This is a genomic window from Microbacterium sp. (assembly GCF_031178525.1).
GTDB lineage: Bacteria > Actinomycetota > Actinomycetes > Actinomycetales > Microbacteriaceae > Microbacterium.
This window is the reverse complement of the sequence record NZ_JAPSJA010000168.1, coordinates 1-5,320: the sequence shown is the minus strand read 5'-3', so window position 1 is coordinate 5,320 and position 5,320 is coordinate 1. Positions and strand designations below refer to the sequence as shown.

General features: G+C 69.1%; 5 protein-coding genes. 1 reads left to right on the top strand and 4 read right to left on the bottom strand.

Annotation, left to right across the window (positions count from 1 at the left end; genetic code table 11):
• Both RIF89_RS10570 and RIF89_RS10565 read right to left on the bottom strand, forming a co-directional pair.
• Nucleotides 1–1,306 (bottom strand): class II 3-deoxy-7-phosphoheptulonate synthase (locus RIF89_RS10570; RefSeq protein WP_309069072.1); only part of this gene is annotated, 1,306 nt, incomplete at its 3' end.
• Between the two features lie 44 nt (nt 1,307–1,350).
• Complete coding sequence (locus tag RIF89_RS10565) at nt 1,351–2,088, bottom strand: lysophospholipid acyltransferase family protein (RefSeq protein WP_309069071.1); 738 nt, start codon at nt 2,086–2,088, stop codon at nt 1,351–1,353.
• A 71-nt stretch (nt 2,089–2,159) separates the two neighbouring features.
• Here RIF89_RS10565 and RIF89_RS10560 point away from each other — a divergent pair, with 71 nt between their 5' ends.
• Nucleotides 2,160–3,989 (top strand): long-chain fatty acid--CoA ligase, encoded by a 1,830-nt coding sequence (locus tag RIF89_RS10560; RefSeq protein ID WP_309069070.1) that lies wholly within the window; start codon nt 2,160–2,162, stop codon nt 3,987–3,989.
• Between the two features lie 61 nt (nt 3,990–4,050).
• Here RIF89_RS10560 and def read toward each other — a convergent pair whose 3' ends face one another.
• Both def and RIF89_RS10550 read right to left on the bottom strand, forming a co-directional pair.
• On the bottom strand, nt 4,051–4,542 hold the full coding sequence (gene def / locus RIF89_RS10555; protein WP_309069069.1) for a peptide deformylase: 492 nt from the start codon (nt 4,540–4,542) through the stop codon (nt 4,051–4,053).
• Nucleotides 4,539–5,320 (bottom strand): MinD/ParA family protein (locus RIF89_RS10550; RefSeq protein WP_309069068.1); only part of this gene is annotated, 782 nt, incomplete at its 5' end. The genes def and RIF89_RS10550, both read right to left, overlap by 4 nt.

The following is a 5,320-nucleotide window of genomic DNA, read 5'->3' as shown; positions in this document are numbered from 1 at the left end:
GCGACTGCATGTGGTTCAGGCGCGGGTCGCACAGCGACTCGTAGCGCGTGGCGAGCGTGGCCTCGTCGATCTGCTCGGAGCCGCCCAGGCACTCGGTCACGTCGTCGCCCGTGAGCTCGACGTGGATACCGCCCGGGTAGGTGCCGACCGCCCGGTGGGCCTCGAAGAAGCCGCGCACCTCGTCGACGACGTCGTCGAAGCGGCGGGTCTTGTAGCCGGTCGGCGTCGTGATGCCGTTGCCGTGCATCGGGTCCGTGACCCACAGCGGCATCGCGCCCGAGTCCTTCACGGCCTCGAGCAGCGGCGGCAGCGCGTCGCGGATCTTGCCGGCGCCCATGCGGGTGATGAACGTCAGGCGCCCCGGCTCGCGCTCGGGGTCGAGCTTGTCGATCAGCGCGAGCGCCGTGTCGGGGCTCGTGGTCGGGCCGAGCTTGACCCCGATCGGGTTGCGGATGCGCGAGAAGTAGTCGACGTGGGCCCCGTCCAGATCGCGCGTGCGCTCGCCGACCCAGAGGAAGTGCGCCGACGTGTTGTACGGCGTGCCGGTGCGGGAGTCGATGCGCGTGAGCGGGCGCTCGTAGTCCATCAGCAGGCCCTCGTGGCCCGTGTAGAACTCGACGCGCTTGAGCTCGTCGAAGTCGGCGCCCGCCGCCTCCATGAACTTGATCGCGCGGTCGATCTCGGCCGCGAGACGCTCGTAGCGCTGGTTCGCGGGGTTCTCGGCGAAGCCCTTGTTCCAGGAGTGCACCTCACGCAGGTCGGCGAAGCCGCCCTGCGTGAACGCCCGGATCAGGTTCAGGGTCGAGGCTGCTGTGTGGTACGCCTTCAGCAGGCGCTGCGGGTCGGGTGTCCGGGACACCGCGGTGAAGTCGTACCCGTTGGCGATGTCGCCGCGGTACGCCGGCAGCGTGACGTCGCCCCGCGTCTCCATGTCGCTCGAGCGCGGCTTGGCGAACTGACCCGCCATGCGCCCCATCTTGATGACGGGCATCGACGCGCCGTACGTCAGGACGACCGCCATCTGCAGCAGCGTCTTGACGCGGTTGCGGATCTTGTCGGCCGTGGCGCCCGCGAAGGTCTCGGCGCAGTCGCCGCCCTGCAGCAGGAACGCGCGACCGGACGCGGCCTGCGCAAGTCGGTCCTTGAGGCTGTCGACCTCGCCCGCGAACACGAGCGGCGGCTGCTGGGCGAGCTCGGCCGAGACGCGCTCGACCTCGGCATAGTCGGGCCACTCCGGCTGCTGCTTGATCGGGAGTGAGCGCCAGGCGTCGAGGGCGCTCGGATCGAGACGAGCCGTGCTGTGCATGACTTCGATGCTAGTGCCGCGCGGGAGGTGCCCCGGACCGTGTGTCAGTCGCGCGCGGGCGCGGCCGACGCGTCGACGACGGGCGCGGCGACCGCGTCGTCGACCGACGCACGCTGCATCTTCACCGACGACGCGTACACGTCGCGGTACCGCTGCCCTCCGAGCTGCTGCAGCGCGACCATGATCTCGTCGGTGACGGAGCGCAGCACGTAGCGGTCGTTCTCCATCCCCTCGTAGCGCGTGAAGTCGAGCGGCTCGCCGATCACGATGCCGACGCGCATGACCCGCGGAATGGTCCGTCCGATGGGCATCATCGTGTCCGTGTCGACCATGACGACGGGAAGCACAGGCACTCTCGCCTCCATGGCCATGCGGGCGATGCCCGTCCGGCCGCGGTACAGGATGCCGTCGGGGCTGCGGGTGCCCTCGGGATAGATGCCGAGCAGCTCCTCGCGCCCGAGCACCTGCAGGGCCGTGTTCAGCGCGGCCTCGGAGGCCGATCCGCCCGAGCGGTCGATCGGGATCTGGCCGGTGCCCTTCATGAACCACTTCGTGGCCCACCCCTTCAGACCCCTGCCCGTGAAGTACTCGTTCTTGGCGAGGAAGGTCATGGGCCGCTCGATCATCAGCGGCAGGAAGATCGAGTCGGCGACCGACAGGTGATTGCTGGCAAGGATCGCCCCGCCCACGGGAGGGATGTTCTCGGCGCCGATGATCCACGGACGGAAGATCGCCTTCACGATCGGCCCGACCACGATGTACTTCATCAGCCAATAGAACACGGGGAGAGTCTAGAGGGACACTAGAATCGACCGAACCCGCCATTGCCCTGTCCGGTACCGAAGGAGTTGCCGTGATCGAATTCTCGACACCCGCGATCGTCCCCGCCGATCCCGAGGCGAACGTCGCCGACCTGCTCGTCGAGCGCGTGCGCGCGACGCCCGACCGACCCATCTTCGCGGTGCCAGACGGCGATGGCTGGCGCGACATCACGGCCGCGGAGTTCGAGCGCCAGGTCATCGCCCTCGCCAAGGGCTTCGTCGCGGCCGGCATCCAGCCCGGCGAGAAGATCGGCTTCCTCGCCAAGACCACCTACGACTGGACGCTCGTCGACTTCGCGCTGTTCTACGCCGGTGCGATCATGGTCCCGGTCTACGAGACCAGCTCCCCGTCGCAGATCCAGTGGATCCTGTCCGACTCCGGCGCCGTCAGTCTCATCGTCGAGACGGCCGCGCATCACGAGTCGTACCAGTCGGTCGCCGAGGAGCTGCCCCTCGTCCGCGCCGTGTGGCGCATGGATGAGGGTCTGATCGCCAAGCTGAGCGCCGACGGCGCGGCGATCGAGGACGCCGAGATCGAGCGCCGCCGCGGTCTGGCGAACGGCTCCGACATCGCGACGATCATCTACACCTCGGGCTCCACCGGACGCCCGAGGGGCTGCGTGCTGACGCACAGCAACTTCGTCGAGCTCTCGCGCAACGCCGACGAGGCGCTCAGCGAGGTCCTGCACAGCCCCGGCGCCTCGACCGTCCTGTTCATCACGACGGCGCATGTGTTCGCGCGCTTCATGTCCATCCTGTACATCCACGCCGGGGTGAAGACGGGCCACGAGCCGAACACCAAGAACCTCGTCAAGACGCTCGGATCGTTCCAGCCCACGCTCCTGCTCGCCGTCCCGCGCGTGTTCGAGAAGGTCTACAACTCCGCCGAGCAGAAGACCGAGTCTGAGGGCAAGGGCAAGATCTTCCGCGCGGCGGCGAAGACGGCGATCGAGCACTCGCGCCGCCTGCAGGAGGGCGAGAAGATCGGCCTCGGCCTGAAGCTGAGGTTCGCGCTGTTCGACAAGCTCGTGTACGGGAAGCTGCGCGCTCTCATGGGGGGCCGTGTCACGCACGCGGTGTCCGGCTCCGCTCCCCTGGGCGCGCGCCTGGGTCACTTCTTCCACAGCCTCGGCATCACCATCCTGGAGGGCTACGGCCTGACGGAGACAACCGCCCCCGCGACGGTCAACCGACCGCGCCTGAGCAAGGTCGGCACGGTCGGCTCGACCCTGCCCGGTGTCGGCATCCGCATCGACGACGACGGCGAGATCCAGGTCAAGGGCATCAACGTGTTCCGCGAGTACTGGCAGAACCCGGAGGCGACCGCCGCGGCCTTCGACGGCGAGTGGTTCCGCACGGGAGACCTGGGCACGTTCGACGCCGACGGGTACCTGTCGATCACGGGGCGCAAGAAGGAGATCATCGTCACGGCCGGCGGCAAGAACGTCGCCCCCGCCGCGCTCGAGGACCCGATCCGCGCGAACCCGATCGTCGGACAGGTCGTCGTGGTCGGCGACCAGAAGCCGTTCATCTCCGCGCTCGTGACGCTCGACCCCGAGATGCTGCCCGCGTGGCTCGCCACGCACGGCGAGAGCCCGGATCTCACGCTCGAGCAGGCGGCGAAGAACGGGACCGTGCGCGCCGAGGTGCAGCGCGCGATCGACGAGGCGAACACGCGCGTGTCGCGGGCCGAGTCGATCCGCAAGTTCGTGATCCTCGGCACGGAATGGACCGAGGCCACCGGTCACCTGACGCCGAAGCTCTCGATCAAGCGCTCCGAGATCATGAAGGACTTCGCACACGAGATCGAGGATCTGTACGCGGCGAAGGACGCCACGACCAACCTGTCGGTCGCCGGCTGATCCCGCACACGCAGAAGGCCCCGGAGAGATCCGGGGCCTTCTTGCCGGCGCTGTGCGGTGGTCAGAACCAGTCGGACTCGCGGACGGCCTTCATGGCCTTGGCGCGCTCCTCCTTGGTGAGCCGCTGCAGATAGACGACGCCGTCGAGGTGGTCGGTCTCGTGCTGCAGCATCTGGGCCATCAGGCCCTCGCCCTCGAGCACGACCGGCTGCCCATCGAGGTCGATACCCTCCACACGCGCGTACGGGTGCCGAGGCGTGTCGTGCCACAGGCCGGGCACCGAGAGACATCCCTCGCCCGTGAGCTGCGGCTCGCCGCGCACCTCGACGATGCGCGGGTTGAGGATGTAGCCGATCTCGTCGTCCACGTTGTAGCTGAACGCACGCACCCCCACGCCGATCTGCGGGGCGGCGACGCCCGCGCGTCCGGGCAGCGCGACCGAGTCGAGCAGATCCTGCACGAGCGCCCGCACGCCCTCGTCGATCACGTGGATCTCGGCGCTGGGCGTGCGGAGCACCGGGTCGCCGTACAGGCGGATCTCGCGCGCCGTCATGCCGAACGGCCCTCGCGCAGGCCGTCGACCACGCGCGCGGCGAGGTCACGGGCCGCCTCGCGCGTCTCGGGCCGCAGGTCGCGATACACGATCGCGGATCCGGTCGCGAGCGCGCGGTCGTACGGCAGGTGCACGACCGAGCGGACACGGCTGCCGAAGTGCACCTCGAGCTCGCTGAGGCGCACCATGGGCGCGCCCTCGGACTGCTGGTTCAGCACCACGATCGCGTCGCGCGCGAGCTGCTCGTACCCGTTCGACTCAAGCCACGTGATGGTCTCGGAAGCGAGGCGCACCTCGTCGAGGTTCAGTCCGGTCACGATGATCAGCTGATCCGCGTGCGCCAGCGTCGCGCTCATGACGGAGTGGATGATGCCGGTGCCGGTGTCGGTCAGCACGAGCGAATAGAAGTGCTCGGCGACGTCCGCCACGCGCCGGTAGTCGTCCTCGCCGAACGCCTCCGCGATCCGGGGGTCCGGGTCCGAGGCGAGCACGTCGAGTCGCGTCTCGTCGCGCGCGACGAAGCGCGAGATGTCGTTGAAGCCGCGGATCTCTCCGGCCCTGTGCACGAGGTCGCGCACGGTCTTGTCGGTGCGCTTGCCGATCCGGTCCGCGAGCGTGCCGCGGTCGGGGTTCGCATCGATCGCGATCACTCGGTCCTCGCGGCCGTCCGCGAGGGCCATGCCGAGCAGCGTCGTGATCGTGGTCTTGCCGACGCCGCCCTTGCGGCTCAGGACCGGGACGAAGCGCGTCTCGCCGGACAGCGGCGCCGCCACGCGAG

Bases quoted from the DNA above. Each gene is read 5' to 3' on its own strand.
- def (WP_309069069.1), bottom strand. From the start codon at position 4,542: ATGACGGCGCGCGAGATCCGCCTGTACGGCGACCCGGTGCTCCGCACG.